The organism is Martelella mangrovi (assembly GCF_040545495.1).
Lineage (GTDB): Bacteria > Pseudomonadota > Alphaproteobacteria > Rhizobiales > Rhizobiaceae > Martelella > Martelella mangrovi.
This window is the reverse complement of the sequence record NZ_JBEPLY010000007.1, coordinates 38,799-61,535: the sequence shown is the minus strand read 5'-3', so window position 1 is coordinate 61,535 and position 22,737 is coordinate 38,799. Positions and strand designations below refer to the sequence as shown.

The 22,737-nt window shown below is 61.2% G+C and carries 20 protein-coding genes; 5 read left to right on the top strand and 15 right to left on the bottom strand.

The window, feature by feature from the left end; translation table 11 throughout:
* Window position 1: 1 nt before the first annotated feature.
* The 3 genes from pcaF to ABID12_RS11640 are packed head-to-tail and all read right to left on the bottom strand — an operon-like array spanning window position 2 to window position 2,612.
* A complete protein-coding gene (gene pcaF / locus ABID12_RS11650) occupies window positions 2-1,201 on the bottom strand; it encodes a 3-oxoadipyl-CoA thiolase (RefSeq protein WP_354434336.1) in 1,200 nt (399 codons plus the stop codon).
* Window positions 1,201-1,893 (bottom strand): 3-oxoacid CoA-transferase subunit B, encoded by a 693-nt coding sequence (locus ABID12_RS11645; protein ID WP_319517503.1) that lies wholly within the window; start codon window positions 1,891-1,893, stop codon window positions 1,201-1,203. The genes pcaF and ABID12_RS11645 overlap by 1 nt, the downstream gene beginning before the upstream one ends.
* Window positions 1,893-2,612 (bottom strand): 3-oxoacid CoA-transferase subunit A, encoded by a 720-nt coding sequence (locus tag ABID12_RS11640; protein WP_354434335.1) that lies wholly within the window; start codon window positions 2,610-2,612, stop codon window positions 1,893-1,895. The genes ABID12_RS11645 and ABID12_RS11640 overlap by 1 nt, the downstream gene beginning before the upstream one ends.
* A gap of 109 nt (window positions 2,613-2,721) precedes the next feature.
* On the opposite strand from ABID12_RS11640, the gene ABID12_RS11635 reads away from it, so the two are divergent.
* Window positions 2,722-3,480, top strand: coding sequence for an IclR family transcriptional regulator domain-containing protein (locus tag ABID12_RS11635; protein ID WP_354434334.1), 759 nt, complete (start codon window positions 2,722-2,724; stop codon window positions 3,478-3,480).
* A 127-nt stretch (window positions 3,481-3,607) separates the two neighbouring features.
* Here the strand turns inward: ABID12_RS11635 and guaA are convergent, their stop codons facing one another.
* From guaA to ubiE, 11 genes are all read right to left on the bottom strand, one after another.
* Complete coding sequence (guaA, locus tag ABID12_RS11630) at window positions 3,608-5,170, bottom strand: glutamine-hydrolyzing GMP synthase (protein ID WP_106310509.1); 1,563 nt, start codon at window positions 5,168-5,170, stop codon at window positions 3,608-3,610.
* Window positions 5,171-5,215: 45 nt separating this feature from the next.
* On the bottom strand, window positions 5,216-5,848 hold the full coding sequence (locus ABID12_RS11625; protein WP_106310506.1) for a 5'-methylthioadenosine/S-adenosylhomocysteine nucleosidase: 633 nt from the start codon (window positions 5,846-5,848) through the stop codon (window positions 5,216-5,218).
* Window positions 5,849-6,298 (bottom strand): PaaI family thioesterase, encoded by a 450-nt coding sequence (locus tag ABID12_RS11620; protein ID WP_106310503.1) that lies wholly within the window; start codon window positions 6,296-6,298, stop codon window positions 5,849-5,851.
* Between the two features lie 61 nt (window positions 6,299-6,359).
* A complete protein-coding gene (locus tag ABID12_RS11615) occupies window positions 6,360-6,815 on the bottom strand; it encodes a TspO/MBR family protein (protein WP_354434333.1) in 456 nt (151 codons plus the stop codon).
* A gap of 12 nt (window positions 6,816-6,827) precedes the next feature.
* On the bottom strand, window positions 6,828-7,931 hold the full coding sequence (locus tag ABID12_RS11610) for a DUF1513 domain-containing protein (RefSeq protein ID WP_354434332.1): 1,104 nt from the start codon (window positions 7,929-7,931) through the stop codon (window positions 6,828-6,830).
* Window positions 7,932-7,935: 4 nt separating this feature from the next.
* Window positions 7,936-9,024, bottom strand: coding sequence for an imelysin family protein (locus ABID12_RS11605; RefSeq protein WP_354434331.1), 1,089 nt, complete (start codon window positions 9,022-9,024; stop codon window positions 7,936-7,938).
* A gap of 14 nt (window positions 9,025-9,038) precedes the next feature.
* On the bottom strand, window positions 9,039-10,565 hold the full coding sequence (locus ABID12_RS11600; RefSeq protein WP_354434330.1) for a di-heme oxidoreductase family protein: 1,527 nt from the start codon (window positions 10,563-10,565) through the stop codon (window positions 9,039-9,041).
* Window positions 10,566-10,768: 203 nt separating this feature from the next.
* On the bottom strand, window positions 10,769-12,055 hold the full coding sequence (locus ABID12_RS11595) for an imelysin family protein (RefSeq protein WP_354434329.1): 1,287 nt from the start codon (window positions 12,053-12,055) through the stop codon (window positions 10,769-10,771).
* Between the two features lie 151 nt (window positions 12,056-12,206).
* Entirely contained in the window at window positions 12,207-13,502 is a 1,296-nt protein-coding gene (locus tag ABID12_RS11590) for an RsmB/NOP family class I SAM-dependent RNA methyltransferase (protein ID WP_354434328.1), read from the bottom strand.
* Window positions 13,503-13,810: 308 nt separating this feature from the next.
* Window positions 13,811-15,403 (bottom strand): 2-polyprenylphenol 6-hydroxylase, encoded by a 1,593-nt coding sequence (ubiB, locus tag ABID12_RS11585; RefSeq protein WP_354434327.1) that lies wholly within the window; start codon window positions 15,401-15,403, stop codon window positions 13,811-13,813.
* Between the two features lie 9 nt (window positions 15,404-15,412).
* Window positions 15,413-16,189: a bifunctional demethylmenaquinone methyltransferase/2-methoxy-6-polyprenyl-1,4-benzoquinol methylase UbiE gene (ubiE, locus tag ABID12_RS11580; RefSeq protein WP_354434326.1), complete on the bottom strand. Its 777-nt coding sequence runs from the start codon at window positions 16,187-16,189 to the stop codon at window positions 15,413-15,415.
* A gap of 140 nt (window positions 16,190-16,329) precedes the next feature.
* Here ubiE and mutM point away from each other — a divergent pair, with 140 nt between their 5' ends.
* Window positions 16,330-17,220: a bifunctional DNA-formamidopyrimidine glycosylase/DNA-(apurinic or apyrimidinic site) lyase gene (gene mutM, locus ABID12_RS11575; RefSeq protein ID WP_354434325.1), complete on the top strand. Its 891-nt coding sequence runs from the start codon at window positions 16,330-16,332 to the stop codon at window positions 17,218-17,220.
* Window positions 17,221-17,226: 6 nt separating this feature from the next.
* Here mutM and ABID12_RS11570 read toward each other — a convergent pair whose 3' ends face one another.
* Window positions 17,227-18,219, bottom strand: coding sequence for a 2-hydroxyacid dehydrogenase (locus ABID12_RS11570; RefSeq protein WP_106310674.1), 993 nt, complete (start codon window positions 18,217-18,219; stop codon window positions 17,227-17,229).
* A 319-nt stretch (window positions 18,220-18,538) separates the two neighbouring features.
* Between ABID12_RS11570 and rpsT the strand changes: the two genes are divergently transcribed.
* From rpsT to xseA, 3 genes are all read left to right on the top strand, one after another.
* Window positions 18,539-18,805 (top strand): 30S ribosomal protein S20, encoded by a 267-nt coding sequence (gene rpsT / locus ABID12_RS11565; protein ID WP_354434324.1) that lies wholly within the window; start codon window positions 18,539-18,541, stop codon window positions 18,803-18,805.
* A gap of 899 nt (window positions 18,806-19,704) precedes the next feature.
* The gene (gene dnaA, locus ABID12_RS11560) at window positions 19,705-21,159 is read left to right on the top strand and encodes a chromosomal replication initiator protein DnaA (protein ID WP_394706090.1); all 1,455 of its coding nucleotides are present in this window, start codon (window positions 19,705-19,707) and stop codon (window positions 21,157-21,159) included.
* 86 nt (window positions 21,160-21,245) lie between these two features.
* Entirely contained in the window at window positions 21,246-22,736 is a 1,491-nt protein-coding gene (xseA, locus tag ABID12_RS11555; protein WP_354434323.1) for an exodeoxyribonuclease VII large subunit, read from the top strand.
* Window position 22,737 lies beyond the last annotated feature (1 nt).

Here is a 22,737-nt window from a genome sequence, read left to right as displayed (position 1 = left end):
ACTACAACGCTTCCAGCGCGATTGCGATGCCCTGACCGACGCCGATGCACATGGCCGAAAGCGATTTCTCGCCGGACTTCAGCTCGCGCATGGCCGTGCCGGTAATCCGCGCGCCGGACATGCCAAGCGGATGGCCAAGCGCAATCGCACCGCCATTGGGATTGACCCGAGGGTCGTCGTCGGCGATGCCGAGATGGCGAAGCGTGGCGAGCGCCTGCGATGCGAAGGCCTCGTTGAACTCGATCACGGCGAAGTCATCCGTCCGCAGCCCGAGACGCTCCATCAGCCTTGCCGATGCCGGCGCGGGACCGAACCCCATGATGCGCGGCGGCACGCCGGCGCTTGCGCCGCCCAGAACCCTGGCAATCGGCGTCAGGCCATGTTTGCGGGCCGCATCCATGGTTGCCAGCACCAGTGCCGCAGCACCGTCATTGACGCCGGATGCGTTGCCGGCGGTAACCGTGCCATCCGCCTTGACGAAGGTTTTCAGCCGCTGCAAGCCGGCAAGATCGGTCGACGGGCGTGGATGTTCATCGGTGTCGACGATGACCGGATCGCCCTTGCGTTGCGGCACCGCGACAGGAACAATCTCCTGCGCAAGACGTCCGCTGTTCATGGCCTGCGCCGTTTTCTGCTGCGAGCGAAGGGCGAATGCGTCCTGATCGTCACGGGAGACGGAAAACTCCTCCGCCACGTTTTCAGCGGTTTCAGGCATGGAATCGACGCCGTACTGCGCCTTCATCAACGGATTGATCAGTCGCCAGCCGATGGTGGTGTCTTCTATCGAGTTTGCCCGGGAAAAGGCCGTCTCTGCCTTCGGCATAACGAAGGGCGCACGCGACATGCTTTCCACACCGCCGGCGATAACAAGCTCGGCCTCGCCGGCCCTGATCGCGCGGGCCGCGGTGATGACCGCATCCATGCCGGAGCCGCAGAGGCGGTTTACCGTCGAGCCCGGCACGCTTTCCGGAAAACCCGCAAGCAGAAGCGACATCCGCCCCACATTGCGGTTGTCTTCGCCGGCCTGATTGGCACAGCCGAGGATCACCTCATCGATTGCGGCAAGGTCCATGCCCGGATTGCGCGCCACCAGTTCGCGAAGCGGGATGGCAGCGAGATCATCGGGTCGAACGGCCGACAACGCGCCGCCATAGCGGCCAATCGGCGTGCGGATATAGTCGCAGATATAGACCTCAGCCATCAGATATCCTCCGGTACGGCAAGCTCGGCGACATCGCCGTCAAGGTGGATCGGCGCGCCGGTGACGGACTGGAGCGCGTCCATGGAGATGGCGGCCAGTTTTTCGCGCAGCACGAAATGGCCGTCCACGATGTCGATTACCGCAAGCGATGTGTAAACCCGGTCGACGCAGCCAACGCCGGTCAGCGGGAAGGTGCAGGCCTTGACCAGTTTGGGTGAACCATCCTTGGCGACGTGGTCGGTAATCACCGCAACGCGCCCGGCACCATGCACGAGGTCCATCGCGCCGCCGACGGCGGGAACGCCCTTCGAGCCGACCCGCCAGTTCGCAAGGTCGCCATTTTCGGCCACCTGATAGGCACCGAGCACGGCAAGGTCGAGATGACCGCCACGCACCATGGCGAAGCTGTCGGCATGATGAAAGAAGGATGCGCCGGGCTTGAGCGTGATCGCCTTTTTGCCGGCATTGATCAGGTCCCAGTCCTCCTCACCGGGCTTCGGCGCCCGGCCGAAGCCCAGCACGCCGTTTTCGGTGTGATAGGTCACCTCACGCCCCTCGGGCTGGAAGGTCGCGATCATCTCCGGAAACCCGATGCCGAGGTTCACATAGGAACCGTCCTCGATATCCTGCGCGACGCGCCATGCGATCTGCGCATTGGAAAGCTTGACGTCATTGATGTTGAAATCACTCATCAGTAGACCTCTCCCGCGCGCACCAGCGCTTCTTCCTGTTGCGGCTCGGGCACCGCGACGACGACATCGACAAAGATACCGGGCGTGATCACCTGTTCGGGATCGATCGAACCGGGCGCGCCGAGTTCCGAGACCTGCGCGATCGTCTTGTCCGCGGCCATGGCCATCAGCGGCGCGAAATTGCGCGCCGCCAGCCGATAGGTGAGATTGCCGGCATGGTCGCCCTTCTGGCCCTTGATGAGGGCGAAATCGGCCTTCAGCCAGCGCTCGCGCACATACATCTTGCCGTCGAATTCCTCGACCGGCTTGCCTTCCGCCAACTCCGTGCCGTAACCGGACGGCGTGAAGAAGGCCGGAATGCCCGCACCGGCCGCGCGGATGCGCTCGGCAAGCGTGCCCTGGGGAACGAGTTCCAGCGCGATCTCGCCGGCGCCGTATTTCGCGTTGAAGGCCTCCGCATTGGAGGAGCGCGGAAATGAACAGATCATCTTCGCTACCATGCCGGCCCTGATCATCGCGGCGATACCGACCGCGCCATTGCCGGCATTGTTGTTGATGATGGTCAGATTTGTCGGGCTGCCGGTGGCGCGAAACCGGTCGACAAGCGCATGGACCAGCTCGATCGGTGCGCCGGAACCGCCGAACCCGCCGATCATCACGCAAGCGCCGTCATGGATGTCGGCAACCGCCTCGGCGACCGATGACATGACCTTTTTCATGATGTTCTCCTCATTCTCATGAGAGACAAATAAGGCGTCGATCGCTTGCATGACCAGTCTATTTGTTCATATATTGAGATTTGTTCAATTAATGAATAATGGCGTGCGCATGCTGAACAAACCGACGGACTACATCGCCTCGCTCGCGAAAGGCCTCAGAGTGATTGAGGCGTTCGGCACGGACACACCCCGGCTTTCGATCGCCGAAGCGGCATCGGCAACCGGTCTCGACCGCGCCACGGCACGGCGCGCGCTGCTGACACTGACGCGTGAGGGCTATGCCGACTATGACGGGAAATTCTTCACGCTGACACCGCGCGTCCTGCGTCTGGGCGTATCGGCACTGGCCTCCCTGCCGTTGCCGCAGCTTGTCCAGCCATGGCTGGATCAGCTTTCCGAGCAGATCGGCGAGAGCTGTTCCGTCGCGCTTCTGGATGAAACGGAAATCGTCTATGTGGCCCGCGCCGCGCAAAAGCGCGTGATGTCCATCGGCCTGATGCCCGGCTCGCGCCTGCCGGCCTTTTGCACATCGATGGGCCGTATCCTGCTGGCATCGCTGCCGCGCGAACAGGCCATAGCCCTGATCGAAAAATCCGATCTCACGCCCCGCACGCCCTTTTCCGTGACCGATCCGGCAGAGATCATCAGACGCGTCGATCAGGCCCGCGAAGACGGCTTCGCCGTCATCGACCAGGAGGTCGAAATTGGCCTCCGCTCCATCGCCATCCCCCTTTTCGACAAGCACGGCAGAACCGTCGCCGCCCTCAATATCGGCCTGTCCGCAACCTCTGCAGATGCGGATACGCTTGCCGAACGCTTCCTGCCAAAACTGCTCAGCGTCCAGTCAGGCCTTCGCCGCGTGCTGTGATCCGGAGACAAAAAGGCGTGAGGGCGGGGCGCCGAGCAGACATGGCTCAGAAGCCAGGGGATATGCCCGCTTACCCCCTGAGCCGAACAGTCTGACCTCGCCCTTTATTACGAGTCGAGACCCGATATCATTCCCACTCGATCGTGCCCGGCGGCTTCGACGTCACGTCGTAGACGACGCGGTTGATGCCGCGGACTTCGTTGATGATGCGGGTCGCGGCCTTGCCGAGGAAGTTCATGTCGAACTGGTAGAAATCGGCGGTCATGCCGTCGACCGAGGTGACGGCGCGCAGCGCGCAGACGAATTCATAGGTGCGGCCGTCGCCCATCACGCCGACGGTCTGGACCGGCAGCAGCACGGCGAAGGCCTGCCAGATGACGTCGTAAAGGCCGTTCTTGCGGATCTCGTCGAGATAGATGGCATCGGCCTCGCGAAGAATGTCGAGCTTTTCGCGGGTCACGCCGCCGGGGCAGCGGATCGCAAGGCCCGGTCCCGGGAAGGGATGGCGGCCGATGAAGCTGTCGGGCAGGCCGAGTTCCTTGCCGAGCACGCGAACCTCGTCCTTGAACAATTCGCGCAAGGGTTCGACCAACTGCATGTTCATCCGCTCGGGCAGGCCGCCGACATTGTGGTGCGACTTGATCGTGACCGAGGGGCCACCGGAGAAGGAAACGCTTTCGATAACGTCCGGGTAAAGCGTCCCCTGCCCCAGGAAATCGGCGCCACCGAGCTTCTTCGCCTCGTCCTCGAAGGTTTCGATGAACAGCCGGCCGATGATCTTGCGCTTGGTTTCCGGATCAGCGACGCCTTCCAGTTCGCCGACGAACCGGTCCACGGCATCCACGTGAATGAGATGCAGATTGTAGTGCTCGCGGAACATGGCGACGACTTCGGCCGCCTCGTTCTTGCGCATCAGCCCGTGATCAACGAGGATGCAGGTCAGCTGGTCGCCGACGGCTTCATGAATAAGCAGGGCCGCAACGGAGCTGTCGACCCCGCCGGAGAGCGCGCATATCACGCGTTTGTCGCCGACCTGATCGCGGATCTTCTGCACCATTTCGGCGCGGTAGGCGGCCATCGACCAGTCGGATTTCAGCCCGACGATCTTGTGCACGAAGTTGGAAAGCAGCTTGCCGCCATCGGGCGTGTGCACCACCTCCGGGTGGAACATGGTGGTGTAATAGCGCTTTTCCTCGTTGACGCAGATGGCAAACGGGGCGTGCGGCGAAGTGCCGATGACTTCAAAACCCTCCGGCGCGTGGGTCACACGGTCGCCATGGCTCATCCACACCGGATATTTCTGTCCGACGTCCCAGATGCCTTCGAACAGCGGCGAAGGTTTCAGGATTTCCACATCCGCACGGCCGAACTCGGCCGCATGGCCGCCCTCGACCTCGCCGCCAAGCTGCAGCGCCAGCGTCTGCTGGCCGTAACAGATCGCAAGGATCGGCACACCGCTGTCAAACACCGCCTGCGGGGCGCGGGGCGAGCCTTCACGGGTGACCGAATCCGGTCCGCCGGAAAAGATCACGCCCTTCGGCTTCAGCCTTTCGAACCCTTCCTCAGCTTTCTGAAACGGCACGATTTCGCAGAACACGCCGGTTTCGCGCACGCGGCGCGCAATCAGCTGCGTCACCTGGCTGCCGAAATCAATGATGAGAACGGAATCGGGATGCGTAATCTCTGTCATGGCTGGGGCCTTCTTGCCGACGAAAGGAAGGGCTAAGCGCTGCCTTTAGAGCGGAATCGCGCCGGTTTCAATGGCGCTTTCGAGTTGATCAACGGCATGGCTGAGTTTTTCATCGATGATATGCAGATATTGGGTCCAGTCGGTGACGTGTTTGAGTTCGTCCCTGCCATCGGAAATACCGCGCAGCCCGATCAACGGCACGCCAAACAGCTGGCAGGCCCGCAGAAGCGCGAAGGTTTCCATATCGACCATATCCGCATCGATTGATTGATAGGCCGCACCGGAGACGATGTTGGCACCGCTCGACAGCCGTGCCGTCGGCAGGCCGGGTATTGAAAACGGCAGGATGACTTCGGCCGGAAGGTCCAGAAACGGCGTCCGTCCCTTTTCGAAGCCGAGCGGCGAAGCATCCATGTCGCGATAGGAAACAGAGGCGGCCTGATAGATTTCGGTCTGTTCCAGCGTGGCGGAACCGGCCGAACCGAGCGACACGACCAGCGCCGGCGGCCTGTTGGCGGCGGTTGCAACGGTGAGCGCCTTCGTCAGCGCGATTGCCGCTTCCACCGGCCCGACACCCGTCATCAGCGGATCGATGCGGGCGCGCAGCTTCTCCCCATATTCGGCATCAGCCGCCATCACGAAAAGAACCGTCTTTCCCGCAATCGTCTCGATCCGCATCTAGCCCTGAAACCCTTCCCGGTCGCGCACGACCATGCATGTGCCGGTCATCGAGGCGATCAGCTTGGCCGGGCCATCCCCCATTGCATAACCGCGCCCGTCGGTGACGATGATGTTGCTTCCGGGCTTGGTGACCTCGCCGCGAAACAGAAACCGCCCGGCCCGCCCCGGCGACAGCAGATTGACCTTGAATTCGATGGTCAGCAGCGAGGCATCGGTATCGATCAGCGTGTAGGACGCATAGGTGCAGGCAGTCTCCAGCCCCGTCGCAATCACACCGGCATGGAGAATGCCGTGCTGCTGGGTCAGCTTCGGGTCGAACGGCAGTTCGATCTCGACCACGCCATGGCTGATACGGGTAAGCTCGGCCCCGAGCATCTCCATCGCGCCCTGACTTGCAAAACTGTTCATGATCCGGGCGTGAAAATCGCCGCGCTCGAAATTTGTCATGCGTTACCTCGTCGCAGGCGCGAGAGTGGCACGGCCGGGTTGTCCCAGCAAGCCGGAAACATCAATTGAGGTAAACGATCGCGCCATTGAGCAGTGTTGCGAAGGCAACCCAGGCTGCATAGGGCAGAAACAGAGCGGCTGAAAGCCGGTCCTTGTTCCAGGTGCGGGCGATGAACAGCAGGATACCGGCCAGAAGCGCCACCACCACGACAAGAGCCGCCGCCGGCATTTCCATGCCGAAGAACAGCGGCGACCAGGCAAGGTTGAGCACCAGAAGCGCGGTCCACAGCGTCATCGCGCCCGATGTTTCGCGCCGGGCGATAAAAAGCCGGGCGCCGGCCCAGCCGATCAGCACGTAAAGCAGGCTCCAGGCGGGCGCGAACACCCAGTTCGGCGGGTTGAAAGGCGGCTTGGCCAGCGACTGGTACCATTCGCCCGGGATATTGACGATGCCGACGATGAAGCCGGCGACAACGACGCCGACAATGAAAGCAGCATGGATAAGAATGTTTTTCATGGCGAAACTGATCTAGCGCCCTTCAGGAGGTTGTCCAGTCAGCCGCTGAATATGCTGGTCGAAAGCGACGTCATGATGGTGGCCCTTGAACGATCCGGCATAGGTGCCGACGGCAAAGCCGTGAAGCGCCGGCGCAATGCCCGCCGCATCGGTAAGCGTGCGCGATGACAGCAGTTTGCCGGAGGCCTCATCAAGCGTTACCACCATGCCCGCGCCTTTCGGCGATGACAGGCCGATCAGCCCGTCACGCGGATTATAGGCAATGGCGCCGACATAATTGCCAAGGCCGACCGTCACATCTTCCGGCAATGCGGCAAAGGAAAGCGCCTCGCCCGGCGCGAAACGGCCGGCAAGCGGCGGCAGCGCATTGCGCGGGCCCTCATACTGGCAGGCAAACCAGACGCGCCCGGCCTCTCCCACCGCCAGATGCCGCGTCGACAGCTGGCTGAGACCGACCGGCAGGTCATGCCTTTCGACAAGCGCGCCCGAGGCCGCGTCGATCAGCGCCAGCGACGGCTCCATATGGTCGAGATTGAGTTTCGTGCGGCCAAAATCCGGATGCGTCTCGATGCCGCCATTGGCCGCGACCAGAAAACGCCCGTCCGGCGAGACCGCCAGATCATGCGGGCCGATGCCGTAGGTCGGATATTCCCCGATCCGCATGAAGCCGTTGCGGCCATCATAGATGCCGATCACGCCACGGCGGGTCTCGAAATCGTTTTCACTGGCGTAGAGAAACCGTCCATCCGGCGAAAAAGTGCCGTGACCGTAAAAATGCCGGTCGTCGGCCGCGGGGATGATGGCCCGGCTGCCGCGGCCGTCGGGCGAAAACACCAGAATGAACGTGCCGGGGCGGCGCGCAAAAGCCGCCACCTGCCCCGTTACCGGCGAGGCTGCAAGGCCGTGAATGCGGTCCGGCAGTTCGATTTCGGCGATGAAGTCGCCGCCCTCGCTCATCAGCGCAAGCGCAAAGCTGCGGTCGGGTTTGCGAATGCCGGTGGCATAAACCGCATCGGCGCGCGACAGCGCAAAGGCGGCCGATGGGGCAAGTCCCGCCAGGAAAGCCGCGCCGGCGGCCTTCACGAAGCTGCGACGATCCACGAGCCCCGAACGCATGGCGTCAGTCCCCGTCGGAAAAGGAAAAGCCCGCGCCAAGGCCGATTGCGCCGCCATAGCGGTCGTTGAGCCTGAGGATCAGGTCCTTGGTGTTGATCAGCAGGTAGTCGAGCTTGGCAATCTGGTCGGGATCGGAAAGCACGACCTCGATATCCGGGTTCATATCGCCAACCACGCCTTCGACCGAGGCAAACAGGAAGTTGATGGAGGAGACGATGGAACGCACGTCTTCATCCAGCAGGTCGACCATGTCCGACTCGTTGAGCAGGTTCTGAAGCCCTTCAAGATTGGCCAGAATCGAGGGCCAGGTGTTTTCCGAGCGCCAGTAGATCGCGCGGGTGGGAATATTCGGCCCGTCCTCGCCGCGATAGAAATATTCAATGCGGTAGTCGCGCACGGTCTCCATGCCGTGCACCAGCACGCCGAGCAGCGCCGTCAACGCCTCGTCATCGGTGCGAAACAGCGGATTGTCCGGGCCGGGGTTCTTCCAGTGGGCGGCAACGCCGTCGGGCGCGTCCCATTCTGCGGCCAGTTCGCCGGCAATCGTGTCGATATTCTCTGCAATCGCCGCGCCGTAGCGGCAGCGATAGGTTTCCGGCCCATCGAACATGGTCTCGTATTGCGTGCCGAACAGCACGAATTCGAGCGCCAGCAGCCCCTGCATGGCAACGCTTTTTTCCGGCAGGTAACCGGGGTCGGTGGCGGTTTCATCCTTCTCGATAATCGCCGCCTGCACCTGTTTCAGACCGATGCTCTTGCGGTCGGGATAAAACAGGATGCGCTCGAAGCGATGATCGTCGATCACCGGGCCTGTGCGCACGATCTCGATATGCGACCATGCGCCGACCAGTGCGTCAAAGCTTGCCGTCGCCTCGCCATAGGTCGCCTCAGCGGGCGCGGCGCAGAAGGCGTTCATGGCCGAGGCCATGGCGCCGGTGGCCTGTTCGAAGGCGTGGTAGCCGGGGCGGATGAAGCCGTCGACGGCCTTTTCCAGCACCATCGGCACGGCGTCTTCGTTCATGGCCCGGGCGGAGCCTGCGCCCAAAGGCAGCGCGACAAGGACGGCGAAGGCGGTTCCGGCAAGATGTCTCACAGCGACCTCATGTCTCACAGCGATTCCAGGAATTTGATCAGTGCATCTCTATCCTCTTTCGAGGCATTGGCGAAATTGTCGCGTGCGTCTTCCGCTTCGCCGCCATGCCAGAGGATTGCCTCGGTGCGGTTGCGCGCCCGGCCATCATGCAGGAAGAAGGAATGGCCGCTGACAACCTCCGTCAGCCCCGTGCCCCAGAGCGGCGCGGTGCGCCATTCATAGCCGTCGGCAACGCCCACCTGCTGATGATCGGCAAGTCCTTCGCCCATATCATGCAGCAGGAAATCGGAATAGGGCCAGATCAGCTGGAAGCGGTGGGCCGCGTTTTCCGCATCGCGGCTGGTGACGTATTTCGGCGTATGGCAGGACGTGCAGCCGGCCTCGTAAAATACCTGTTTGCCGCGCAGCACCTCGGGATCGTCAACATCGCGACGCGCGGGAACCGCCAGATTTTCGGAATAAAACGTCACCAGTTCCATCACCGGATCGGGCGCTTCCGTTTCGCCGAGACGGGGCTGGGCGCCATGCGGCATCGCCAGACAATCGGCCTCGGTTTCGGAACAATCGCCCCAGTGATTGGGCGCATCGGGCGAGGAAATGCCGATATCGCCGGAAAAGGCGCCGGAAGACTGGTCGCGAACGGATGCGTTCTGCGCCTTCCAGCCGAACCGGCCGAGCTTGACGTCGCCGGTGCGATGATCGCTGACGATCGCCGGACGGCCGGAAATACCGTCGCCATCTGCGTCATCGGGATCGGCCCTGGCCAGAATATCGGCGGGATGGATCGCCTGGATCAGCCCCATGCCGATCATCTGGTTGGCGATGCGCGGCGAAAGCGTCGTATCCTCGCCCATGGGGCCATAGGCAAGATCGGTCACGCTGTAGGTCGGCTCGCGCAGGGAAACGACCGTGCCATCGCCCAGTGTGAACGGCTTTTCCGCATAATCGATCTTCATATGACCTTCGGCGGCAAGGCCGGGCACGGCAAAGTCCTGAAACTGGCCGCCATAGACCGCGTCGGGAAAATTGATGGTCTCGTAGCTGTCGATGCGCGCCTGCTCTTCCGGCGTGCGGGCGGGCCGCGCCAGTCGCAGGAACATCGAGGTCGCGTCGCTGTCGCCTTCCGGCGGATGACCGCGCCCGTCCTTCAGGTGACAGCTTTGACAGGAGCGCGCGTTGAAAAGCGGGCCAAGCCCGTCGGAAGCCTGCGTGGATGACGGCGAGGACACCCAGAACTTGCGAAACAGGGCATTGCCGAGCTTGAAGGTTTCTTCTTCGGCAAAGGTGATGTTTTCCGATGACTGCGAGAACACATCGCGGTTGACGGTGGCCTTTGTCGTTGCCGCCCCGCCCTGCATGGTCTCGAACCGTTCGGGCTTGGAAAAATCCGTCGTCGGCCGGGTAACGCTTTCCACCCGCTTCACGTCCTTGGGTGTCAGATCGGTGCGTTCGGTGGGTGGCGTCCAGTCGTCTGCAAACGCCACCACGGGACAAAGAGCGGTGGCGAGAACCACCAGAAGATACCGTTTCATTTCTGCCATACCATTCCGGCTGTTCCCCCTGCTCATCATTGCCAGACAGGTTTGCGCCGCCTGTGCCTAGCCGATCCTGCGAGACGCATGACAGGCCAAATCGCCTCTCCGGCGTCATCCTCGGGTCAAGCCGGAGGATGACGCTGAGGTCGGGGCAGGCCTCCGGGCAAACATCAACAGATGCTCGAAAAGGCCAGCCCCGGCTCCAAGTCTTACTGGAAGACAGCGTCCGGATTGTCCAGGCTGTCGGAGCCTTCCAGCTCGATCTGGCCAAGCTCCAGCGCTGCAATCGCCCGCTCGATCGACGGGGTCTGGGCAATCAGGCCGTCGATTGCGGCCTGAACGGTGGCGTTGCCCTCGTCATTGCCTTCGCCGATCATCTGGTCATAGGCTTCGACCGTCTGGGCACGCGTCGCCATGGCTTCCATTGCGTCGACCGTGTCGACCAGCTTTGCCTTGATTTCCTCGTCCAGCGCCGGGTCATTGGCGGCAACGAGATCGGAAACCGAAGCGCCGCTCATTTCCGTGCCGTCAACACGCACATAATCGCCGGTATAGGCCTGCAGGATGCCGATGGCATCGTTCAGATGCGAGGCATGGGTGTTGTCGGAAAAGCAATCATGCTCTTCTTCCGGATCGTGCAGCAAAAGGCCGAGCTTCATGCGCTCGCCGGCAAGCTCACCATAGGAAAGCGAGCCCATACCCGTCAGGATCGCGGAAACGCCGACGGTCGGGTCTTCGGTGACATAGGCATAAGCCTCGCCGCCCTGTTCCCAGGCCGCCACGATGTCTTCCAGATCGGAGATCAGCAGTTCGGATGCAGCCAAAAGATAGGCGGCGCGGCGGTCGCAATTGCCGTTGGTGCAATCATCGCCCGTCAGGTAATCCGAGTAGGAGCGCTGGCCCGCACCTTCATCCGTGCCATTCAGGTCCTGGCCCCACAGCAGGAATTCGATGGCGTGATAACCGGTCGCGACATTGGCTTCGATCCCACCGGCCTCATGCAGCGTGTTGGCCAGCAGATCCGGCGTGATCTCGGTCGCATCGACGGCCTCGCCATTGATCTCGATTTCCGGATTGGCGATGACATTGGCGGTGTAAAGCGTGTTCTCGTCGCTCTCCATGCCGTAGGAGGCGTCGACATAATCGATCAGGCCTTCATCCAGCGGCCAGGCATTGACCTTGCCTTCCCAGTCGTCGACGGCCGGGTTGCCGAAACGGTAAACCTCGGTCTGCTGATAAGGAACGCGGGCGGCAAGCCAGGCATCCTTGGCAGCGGCCTGCGTTTCTTCGCTCGGGTTTTCGATGAAGGCCTGGATTGCCGTATCGAGTTCCTTCGCCGTTGTCAGCGAATCCTGATATTTGGCATGCGCCACGTCGGCATAATGCTTGACGACGTCCTCCGGGGTCACATCTGCCGAAAGCGCCGGCATGGCCACAAATGCGGTGGAAGCCGCAAATGCGGACAGCGCAAGGCGCAGTTGGGTCGTGCGTTTCATGAAATCCCTCTCCTTCAATGAGTTCACACTTGATAGATCGGGTCTACATGAAGGAAAACCAAACTTGTGTCAAACAATCCAGTTATCGACACAAATAGAGAATACCCGGCGTCAGTTTAACCTGATTATTATCGCAGATGAATAATGTAATTTAAGCCTTACGATCCAGTATTGCGCAAAAGAAACCATCGGTTCCGGTTGCAGCCGGCGTCAATGTGACAGCGCCGCGGACAGGAAAATACGGTCTGGCCTCAATGCCGGGAAAGGTCGTGGACCACATCGTTTCCATATCGACAGGTTCGAATGCACTGCCGGCATCGCTGGCCAGAAAACCGGCGATCCGGCCCTGGTTTTCCTCCGGCAGAAGCGAGCATGTCACATAGACGAGCTGCCCGCCCGGTTTGACGAACCGCGACGCTTCCGCCAGCACCTCGGCCTGCTGGGCCATGCGCTCTTCCAGGTTCTTTTCCGAAAGCCGCCATTTGATATCCGGCCGCCGCCGCCATGTGCCGGTTCCCGTGCACGGCGCATCGACCAGAACGCGGTCGAAACGCTCTTCAAGCCCGGAAAGCCCCTCAAGCGCATCATGCACCTGAACATTGCGCGTGCCCGCCCGTTTCAGCCGCTCGATGATCGGCGCAAGCCGCGTGCGGTCGGCATCATAGGCGTGGACCTGACCGGCATTGTCCATCGCGGCTGCAAGCGCCAGCGTCTTGCCGCCGCCGCCGGCACAGAAATCGAGCACCTGATCGCCGGCCTTCGCCCCGACCATTTTGGAAACGATCTGCGATCCCTGATCCTGCACCTCGAACCAGCCCTTCTGAAAGGACAGTTCGGCGGTGACATTGGGCAACCGGTCCGGTCCGCTTCCCGGCGGAATGCGGATGGCCTCCGGCGCGATCGCTCCAGCCGCCGCCCCTGAACGGCTGAGCGCCTTCAGCACCTTCTCCCGCGTGGCCTTCAGCGTGTTGACGCGCAGATCCAGCGGCGGACGCAGGTTCAGGGCTTCGGCCTCTCCAAGCCAGTCTTCGGCAAAATTTTCCCGAAACGAGGGCAGTATCCATTCCGGAAGATCACCGCGAACCGCGTCCGGCGCGTCGGCAAGATCACGGCTGGCAAAGGCCGCAAGAGTGGCTTCGGGCAAAGGCTCCGGCGCGAACTTGTCGCCGTCCAGCCGTTCGGCAAGCGCTTCCGGCGCAATCCCCCACTGGCGAAACAGCACCGCATGAGCAAGTGCGGCCGGGCTGTCGTCATCCATCATAAAGGCATGGGAAAGCTTCAGCCGCAGCGCGTCATAGACAATGTTGCCGATTGCCGCGCGGTCGCCGGAACCGGCAAACCGATGCGCCGTGCCCCAATCCTTCAGCGCACTGGCAATCGGCCGCCGCCGCTCTTCAACGTCTGCCAGAATTTCAATTGCGCCTGCAAGGCGCCCGCCGATGCGCATCAGCTTTGCTCCATGGAATAAGGGGGAAAATGCCACCGACAGCAAAGGTCAGTATTGGCTGCACGCGACAGGTTCGAAGCGGTCTCCCACTCGTTCCCACTTGCGTCATTCTCGGGCTTGACCCGAGAATCTATCCACGACAGCCACAATGACGGAGTGGGTTTGTTCGCATTCTGCCGTTCAACCAGCATCTCTGCGCACGTTGCAACGTGATTGGATCCTCGGGTCAAGCCCGAGGATGACGCCTGAAAGAGAGGAGAACGGCGATGGCAATGCACCTCTCTCAGCGAAATTACGGTCATTGCGCCCTACCCCAGCCACTTGAACGACGCCACGCCAGCCAGATAGATCATCACCAGCGCAATCAGCCACAGCGCGACCCGGCCCGAACGCGTATGCCGCGCCTCCGCCTTGCCGATCGCCTCGGCGGTGCTTTCGTCGAAACGCAGGCCCTTCTCGCTCATGGCGATGACCTCGTTGTGGAATTTCTCCGTCTTGTCGGCGATTTCCGGTATGGCTTCGGCCAGTTTCAGCGCCGCGTGAAAACCGTCGCGCATATCCGAGAGCACGCGCTTCGGCCCGAGATTGTCCTCGATCCACTTGCCGACCACCGGTTCAGAGGCCTTCCACATGTTGAAATGCGGATCGAGCATGCGTGACACGCCCTCCACCACCACCATGGTTTTCTGCAGGTTGATCAGCTGGGTCTGGGTCGACATGTCGAAGATTTCGGTGATCTCGAACAGCAGCGTCAGAAGCTTGCCCATCGAAATGGTTTCCGCTGACTGGCCGTGGATCGGCTCGCCGATGGCGCGCACAGCCTGCGCGAACGAGGCCTTGTTATGATGGGCCGGCACATAGCCTGCCTCGAAATGCGCTTCGGCAACGCGAATATAATCGCGGGTGATGAAGCCGTAGAGGATTTCGGCAAGCACCCGCTTTTCCTTCTTTCCGAGCCGGCCGACAATGCCCATGTCGACGGCGACAATCATGCCTTCATTGTCAACGAACAGATTGCCGGGGTGCATGTCGGCATGAAAGAAGCCGTCGCGCAGCGTATGGCGCAGGAAGGACTGGATCAGGGTGACGGCCAGTTCCTCGAGATTGTGGCCTGCCGCCTTCAGCCCCTCAAGGTCCGACATCTTGACGCCGTCGATCCATTCCATGGTCACGACGTCGCGGCCGGTACGCTCCCAGTCCACTTTCGGCAGACGGAAACCCGGATCGTCAGCGGTGTTTTCCGTCATCTCGGAAATGGCTGCGGCCTCGAGGCGCAAATCCATCTCGATCCTGGTGGTCTGTTCCAGCGTGCGGGTGATATCGACCGGGCGCAGCCGGCGGCTAGAGCGGATGAAACGCTCCTGCATGCGTGAGACCAGATACATCGCGCCGAGGTCTTCCTGAAACCGCTGGCGGATGCCGGGGCGGATCACCTTGACGGCCACCTTCTGCCGGCGGCCTTCGCGGTCGGTCACTTCGGCGGGATGCACCTGCGCAATCGAGGCGGCGGCAATCGGATCGCCGAAGGCGGTGTAAAGGTCATCCACCGGGCGGCCGAGGGAATTGCGGATGGTGGCTTTCGATGCCTCGACCGAGAAGAACGGCATCCGGTCCTGAAGCTGCGCCAGATCATTGGCAAAGCCATCGCCGACCACATCGGGCCGGGTTGCCAGAAACTGGCCCATCTTCACATAGGAGGGACCAAGCCGCGAAATCGCCTTGCCGAGCCGGTCCGAGCGGTCCTTCTTGCGCGCGCTCGGCCGGGCAAAGGGCACGAGCAGCGCCTTGACCAGCCGCACATAAGCCGGCAGTCCGTCCGACGGAAGCGCATTGATCACGCCTTCGCGGGCGAGCACCCAGCCCACGCCGAGGAGATTGAAATAGGATCGAAACGCGCTCATGAGCCGTGCCTAAAGCTTCCAGCCTGAATGAAGTGCGGCAATGCCGCCCGAATAATTGGTGAATTTGACGCGCGAGAAACCGGCGCGCTCGATCATGGAAGCAAAATCCTGCTGGCTCGGGAATTTGCGGATCGATTCGACCAGATAGCGATAAGGCTCGCCGTCGCCCGCAGCCACCTTGCCGACCATCGGAATGGCATGGAAGGACCAGAGATCGTAGACCTTGTCGAGGATCGGGGCCTCGACCTCGGAAAATTCCAGCACCAGAAGCCGCCCGCCCCGCTTCAGGACGCGGTAGGCCTCCGACAGCGCCTTGTCGATATGCGGCACATTGCGAATGCCGAAAGCGATCGTATAGGCGTCAAAGCTCTTGTCGTCGAAGGGCAGGTCCTCGGCATTGGCTTCAACAAAGGTGAGATTGTCGGAAATCCCCTTCTTCTTCGCCCGCTCCTCACCGACGGTGAGCATCGAGCCGTTGATATCGAGCACGGTCGCTTTCGCCATGCCGCGCGATGCCTTGACGATGCGGAAGGCGATATCGCCGGTGCCGCCGGCAACGTCGAGCACGCGATAATCCGGGTCCGGCGGCGGATTGAGCGCGCTCACCACGCCGTCTTTCCAGGCGCGATGCAGGCCCATCGACATCAGGTCGTTCATGACGTCGTAGCGCTTGGCGACCTTGTGAAACACGTCGTTGACGAGCGGCTGCTTTTCACCGTCGGCGACATCCTTGAAGCCGAAGGAGGTTTCCATACCGCCGTTCGAACCGGTCCGGCTTTGCGCCATGTTCGCACCTATCTGTTACCCGATTGAAATTTCAGGCGACCATAGCGAAACCTGAAACCTTGCGCTATTGCTGCCGCCTGCCGACAGTGCGGCTATAAACCGAAACGGAAAAAAGCGAAACGCCAAAGGCTTAAAATAACATGCCGGAACTGCCCGAAGTCGAAACCGTCCGCCGCGGACTGGCGCCTGCCATGGAGGGCCGCCGGATCGAAAAGCTTGTGCTGAACCGCGCAGACCTGCGCTTTCCCTTCCCCGAAAACCTTGTCGAGACTGTGGAAAACAGGACGATCATCGCCCTTGGACGGCGCGCGAAATATCTGCTGATCGACCTCGACAACGACATGACGATCATTGCCCATCTCGGCATGTCGGGTTCCTACCGGGTCGAAGACCATGACGCGGAACACGTGCCGGGCCGGTTTCACACGCCCCGCAATGTCAACACGCTGCATGATCATGTGGTGTTCCAGCTGGGTGGACTACCGGCACGGCGCATCATCTATAATGACCCGCGCCGCTTCGGTTTCATCAAACTGGCCCCCAAAACCATGCTCGAAGCCGATCCGAGCTTTGCCGGCCTCGGGCCGGAACCGACCGGCAACAGTCTCGATGCAGATTTCCTCGCCCGCCGTTTTGCCGGCAAATCCCAGGCGATCAAATCCGCCCTGCTCGACCAGCGCAATATTGCCGGTCTCGGCAATATCTATGTCTGCGAGGCGCTTTGGCGAGCCCGGCTTTCGCCGTTTCGCGCCGCCAGCCATCTCGTCACGCCGTCGGGCAAACCGCGCGAAGGGCTGAAACGGCTTGTACCCGCCATCCGCGACGTGATCGCCGAGGCAATCGAGGCCGGAGGCTCGACATTGCGCGACCACCGCAAGACCGACGGAACACTGGGCTATTTCCAGCATTCCTTCTCCGTCTACGACCGCACCGGCACGCCCTGCCCGCATGAAGACTGCAACGGCACGATTGCGCGTGCCGTCCAGTCCGGCCGCTCGACCTTCTATTGCCCGGCCTGCCAGAAAGGCTAGCGACGCTCAGCGCCGCTCGATCGGATGGAGCGCCGTGCCCTTCTCCTCAAAAGCGGTGATATTGGCGATGGTGGTGTGGGCGATATTATAAAGGGCCTCCTCGGTGAAGAACCCCTGGTGACCGGTGATCAGCACATTGGGAAATGTCAGCAGCCGGGCAAAAATATCGTCGCGGATCACGGTCGAGGACAGGTCCCGGAAAAACAGGTCTTCCTCTTCTTCATAGACATCCAGCGCCAGCGCGCCGATTTTTCCCGATTTCAGCCCGTCGATGACGGCAAGCGTATCGACGACCCCGCCGCGGCTGGTGTTGACCAGCATACGGCAGCGCTGCATGGCGCTGATCGCCGCCTCGTCGATGAAGTGCCGCGTTTCCGGTGTCAGCGGGCAGTGCAGCGTGATGATCTCGGAGCGTTCGAGGAGCTCGTCCTTGTCCACATACCGCGCTCCGAGCGCCACGGCCTCCTCGTTGGGATAGGGATCGAAGGCAAGAATCTCGCAGCCGAATCCGCTGAAAGCGCGCATCACATTGCGGCCTATCCCCCCGGTACCGACAACCCCGACCGTCTTGCCATGCAGATCGAAACCGAGAAGCCCGTTCAAGGCGAAATTGCCCTCGCGCACCCGGTTATAGGCGCGGTGGATCTTGCGGTTCAGTGTCATCACCAGCGCCAACGTATGTTCGGCAATGGCATAGGGCGAATAAGACGGCACACGGGCGGTTGCCATATGAAGATGATCCGCCGCCGTCAGGTCGAGCCGGTTGAAGCCGGCACATCGAAGCGCCACGAGTTTCACTCCGGCCTTTTTCAGCTCCGACAGTGTCGAAGCGCCGAGATCGTCGTTGACAAAGGCGCAGACCGCCTTGGTGCCGGCCGCGATCTTCGCCGTCGGTGCATGCAGCGCCGCCTCGGTGAAGATCAGATCGTGGCGCCCCTCATTGGCGGCCTTCAGGAATTCCTCGTCATAGGGTTTTGCCGAAAAGACTGTGACACGCATATTCATTACCTGTTGTGCTGGCGCCGGCCGGAACAGGCGCCGGATGACATTATCTCCGACTTGAATTCTAGAACGCGCCGGCATAATGACAATGGCGCGACACGTCGCAATGCGCCGTGTAACACGGGTATACGCGGTTTTCGGCGGGACTTTTCAACAATTGTACATTGACGGACAGTCCGTTTGCCTTTATATGCCCGCCCACAGAGTTGAAAGCTGATGACAGCTTCATCAATTGCTTCCGGCAAAAAAGCGATCTGAGCCTTACGGCGCGCCGCCGATGTCGGAGCTTGCGACCAAATTCGAAGAGAGACTTTAAATGGCCAATACAACTTCGGCGAAAAAGGCGACGCGCAAAATGGCCCGCCGTACCGCCATCAACAAGTCCCGCCGCTCGCGTGTTCGCGGCTTCGTCCGCAAGGTTGAAGAGGCGCTCGCAGCCGGTGATGCCACGCAGGCGCAGGAAGCCCTGAAGGCAGCCGAGCCGGAAATCGCACGCGCCGCCAGCAAGGGTGTCCTGCACCGGAATACGGCCTCGCGGAAAGTTTCGCGTCTGGCACAGCGCGTGAAGACGCTGTCCGCATAACAGCGAAACAGCATCATCTAATATTAGAACCCGGCCATGTGCCGGGTTTTTTGTTTTTCTTCATAGGCTTGCCCTTCGTGACAATTGCGTTTCAGACAGATGTCAAAAAAATGACCGCTTTTTTCATGTGATATCAATCGGTTGCAGAAGGTACGCCACATTTCAACCATTTTCAGCCGGAAATCGCGACGCCAAAACGCGTCAAGTCAATTTATTTTTTCGGGCCAGAATCAGCCTCGAAAAATGAGCCATTTCTGAATCTAATTGATTCAACAGCGATTCTTTTTGAGCCTTGGCGCGTGAGTCAAAATCGCCACTACGAGTCAATGCTGGCAACGCCGATTCGGTGAAAAATCCCTGTTGAAATTACCCGGCGTTCTTGCCTAAATGCGTCTCACATCAGCGGACGGATTGAGCTCCCGAGCCTATCGGGAGGGGCACGCTCTCAATGGGCGTGTTGTCTTCCCGAAGCTGGAAGCGTAGTCGTTTCGACTTCGTCTTTCCGACAATTTCAGGTTGTGTCCTGGTTTTCTTCACGAAATCCGGGCTGGATATTCTATGTCTTTTTTCTGAAGGCAGTAAAGCGCACGAGGGTACACGGGGGCAAATACAATCGACTGACCGGACACTTTACCGCCGGCATCATCTTTTACGAGGAGGTGACGCTGTTGGTGAGGGCTGTCCCAAACCCGGCAATGACCGGGAATTCAACGAAAGGCCTTTTTTAAAAAAAAGGCCCCAGGGAAAAAGGCTGCAAGCGCATTTTTCGCTTGCGCCAGGGTGATGAGTTTGAAAGGCGGCAAGGAATGAGAACGAGAACGGGAGCTCCGGGCAATGGGCACGATGCGGGCATTTCGGAGGTCTATAACGGGGAGCATGATGAAACACCGGACGCGGACTTGAACACCGACAATCAGTTTTTCGAGCGCTTCTGCACAGCGCTCAAGGCCCATGTGGGTGCCGATGTCTATGCAAGCTGGTTCGGCCGGCTGAAGCTGCAATCGTCCTCCAAGAGCGTCATTCGTTTTTCGGTTCCGACCGCGTTTCTGAAATCGTGGATCAACAACCATTATATCGACCTGCTCGGCGAGCTGGTCCGCAACGAGCGTCCGCAGGTACTCAAGGTCGAGGTCCTTGTGCGTTCGGCAACGCGCCCGCAGCGGCCGCAGCCTTCGCAGGAAAAGCCGAAATCCGCGCCGGTACAGCAGGCAGCGGTCACCCGGCCGATCCCGCGTGCGATGAACGACCAGCCGCTGATGCCCGAGCCCGACAACACCCCGGCCCGCGGCGTAAACAGTGGCGCCAAGACCGTCTTCGGTTCTCCGCTCGACCCTTTCTTCACCTTTGACAGCTTCGTCGAAGGGTCGTCCAACCGCGTTGCCTTTGCAGCCGCCAAGACGATTGCGGAATCGGGCATGGCAGCCGTGCGCTTCAACCCGCTGTTCATCCATTCCTCTGTCGGACTGGGCAAGACCCATCTGCTGCAGGCCATCGCCAATGCCGCACTGGCCTCGCCGGACAAGCAGCGCGTGGTCTATCTGACAGCCGAATATTTCATGTGGAAATTTGCCACGGCCATTCGCGACAACGACGCGCTGACGCTGAAGGACTCACTGCGCAATATCGACCTTCTGGTGATCGATGACATGCAGTTCCTGCAGGGCAAGATGATCCAGCACGAATTCTGCCATCTCCTCAACACGCTGCTCGACAGTGCCAAGCAGGTCGTCGTTGCCGCCGACCGCGCGCCCTGGGAGCTGGAATCGCTCGATCCGCGTGTTCGCTCCCGCCTGACCGGCGGCGTCTCGCTTGAAATCGAAGCGCCCGACTATGCCATGCGGCTCGAAATGCTGAAGCGCCGGCTGTTTCTGGCCCAGCAGGAAGATCCGTCCATCGACATTCCCACAAGCGTGCTCGAGCATGTTGCCGGCAAGGTGACGGCAAGCGGCCGCGAACTGGAAGGCGCCTTCAACCAGCTGCTTTTCCGCCGGTCCTTCGAACCCGACCTTTCGATCGAGCGCGTTGACGAACTGCTGGTCCATCTGGTCGGCACGGGCGAGCCCCGCCGGGTTCGGATCGAGGATATCCAGCGCGTTGTCGCCCGTCATTACTGCGTGACGCGACAGGAGCTCGTTTCCAACCGTCGCACGCGGGTTATCGTGAAGCCGCGCCAGATCGCGATGTTCCTTGCCAAGACCATGACCCCGCGCTCCTTCCCCGAAATCGGAAGACGGTTCGGCGGCCGCGATCACACCACGGTTCTGCATGCCGTGCGCAAGATCGAGGATCTTCTGGAACAGGATCAGAAGCTTTCGCAGGAAGTCGAGCTTTTGAAGCGGCTGATCAACGAGTAAACACGGCAAACGCTCTCACCCGGTGATCGCCAAAACCAAAGGCGGTCACCGGTGAAAGACGTGGGCAGATCGGTTAGACTGGCGCCATGAGCAATCTGTTTGACACCGAATCAGCCGGCAATCTGACCGAGTTCACCGTTTCGGAGCTTTCCGGCTCCATCAAGCGCACGGTCGAAGACCGTTTCGACCGGATACGCCTGCGTGGCGAAATCTCGGGCTTTCGCGGACAGCATTCGTCCGGCCATGCCTATTTCTCGCTGAAGGATGAGCGGGCGCGCATTGACGCCGTCATCTGGCGGGGCGTTTTTTCGGGACTGAAGATCAAGCCGGAAGAAGGCATGGAGGTGATTGCCACCGGCAAGGTCACCACCTTCCCCGGCGCCTCGAAATACCAGATCGTGGTGGAATCGCTGGAGCCTGCGGGCGCCGGCGCGCTGATGGCGCTTCTGGAAGAGCGGCGCAAGAAGCTTGCCGCCGAAGGGCTTTTTGACGCCGAAGCCAAGAAGCCGATCCCGTTCATGCCCCGGGTCGTCGGTGTCGTGACGTCGCCGACCGGCGCGGTCATCCGCGATATTCTGCACCGCATCACCGATCGCTTCCCCGTTCATGTCGTGGTCTGGCCGGTCAAGGTTCAGGGCGAAGGTTCCGGCGATGCCGTGGCGGCGGCCATACGCGGCTTCAATGCCTGCGCGCCCGATGGGCCGGTCAAGCGGCCGGATGTGCTGATCGTCGCGCGCGGCGGCGGTTCGCTGGAAGACCTCTGGGGTTTCAACGACGAGGCCGTGGTGCGGGCGGCTTATGAGAGCGATATCCCGCTGATTTCCGCTGTCGGGCACGAGACCGACTGGACCCTGATTGACCACGCCGCCGATTATCGCGCACCGACGCCGACGGGGGCCGCCGAACGTGCCGTTCCCGTCAAGGCGGAGCTTGTCGCAGATCAGGCGCGCACATCCGCAAGGCTTGCCTCGGCAATGACCCGGCTGATGGATTTCCGCCGCCAGACCCTGACCGGTCTTGCGCGCGGCCTGCCATCGCTCGACCAGTTGCTGGCGCTGCCGCGCCGCCGTTTTGACGAGGCCGGTCTGCGGCTGGGCCGGGCGCTGGAACTCAACACCATCAACAAGCGGCGGACGTTCGAGCGCAGCGTTTCCGGGCTTTCGGGCATGCCGCAGCGGCTTTCCATGATGGTGGCGCGAGACCGCGAGCAGATCCAGGTTCTCACCGCACGTGCCGACACGGCGATCGCGGCCAACATGAAAACCCACCGTGCCGCCCTGGCCAGCCAGCACCGGGTCTTGAACTCACTGTCCTACAAGAATGTGCTGGCCCGCGGCTTTGCCGTGATCCGCGATGGGGAAAACCGGCCCGTCTCCCGGGCCGAAGGCCTTGGCCCTGCCACCGGTATCGAAATCGAGTTTGCCGATGGCCGTATCAGCGCTGTCACAGGCGACAGTACGCCCGGCCCGTCGCCGGCAGAGCCCAATACAGCAAAGCCAAAGGCGGCAAAGCCGAAACCGGCCCGCAAGAAGCCTGTATCGAAGGCAAAACCGCCCGAACAGGGCAGCCTGTTTTAGC